Here is an 861-nt window from a genome sequence, read left to right as displayed (position 1 = left end):
GGACGACCAGTTCTCCGTCACGATTGGCGACGGGTGCAGGCACCAGCACCCCATGATCCGCCAGGTGACGCATCAGCTTCAGGTAGAACGGCAATTGCTCGAAATTCAGATTCTCGAAAATGGTCAGTACATATTCACCCGCTTCAGTGGTGATAAAGAAATTACTGTTTTCTATGCCTGAAGAGATACCCTTCACCGCACTGACTTTACCTAATGGGAACTGATCTATCCAAGAACTCAGATCTTGCAGAGAAACGGGGGTAAAAACTGCCATTATTTTTTCTTATCAACGATATTATTTCGCTACTGCGCTGGCAGGAGCTGCTTTGACTGGCGCTGGCGGTAACACAGGTAAGGGTTCAGGCGCTTCTTTTACTTCTTTTTTTCCACCAAACTCCAGGAGTTTCCATTGCGCAGCGCGATTGCCTTGCCCCTGCACAGTACCAGGCTGGGCATTCCCCGCCTGAGGGTCCGCTTTCAGCGTGTAACTGCTTTTTCCAGACTTCACTTCGACTTCAGTGACTTTGCCTGCATTATTCTTTTTTTCAACAACTTTATTTTTTTGCTCAGGTTTACCGACCGACAAACTCTTTTCAGTTGGCCCCTCTTCCAGTTTTTCCATTTTCGGCGGTGGTGGCACCTCTGCTTTAGCTGGCGTCTGCGCAAGCGCAGGGATAGCAAGCTGGGCAGAAAAAATCACGGCGATGACGGATGAGAGGGATTTATTCATGATGATCTTTCGGTGAAGCCAGAATTCTTTCATTGTAACAAACAGCAGGACTCCATGCCTGCGTACGCTAAGCATTTACTTGAAATCCAATAAAAAAGAGCAGCCTGAGCTGCTCTTTTTCTATCAATACA

The 861-nt window shown here is 47.5% G+C and carries 2 protein-coding genes; both read right to left on the bottom strand.

What is annotated here, in order from left to right:
- Positions 1-274, bottom strand: a 274-nt coding sequence (locus tag KDM89_RS19160; protein ID WP_212689514.1) for a phosphotransferase, incomplete at its 3' end; no start/stop codon positions are given.
- A gap of 21 nt (positions 275-295) precedes the next feature.
- On the bottom strand, positions 296-730 hold the full coding sequence (locus KDM89_RS19155) for a hypothetical protein (RefSeq protein ID WP_186880724.1): 435 nt from the start codon (positions 728-730) through the stop codon (positions 296-298).
- Positions 731-861: the final 131 nt, after the last annotated feature.

The organism is Cognatundibacterium luofuense, from assembly GCF_018139685.1.
Classification (GTDB): Bacteria; Pseudomonadota; Gammaproteobacteria; order Burkholderiales; family Burkholderiaceae_D; genus Undibacterium; species Undibacterium luofuense.
The sequence above is the reverse complement of the archived record's forward strand: the minus strand, read 5'-3'. Positions and strand labels throughout refer to the sequence as shown.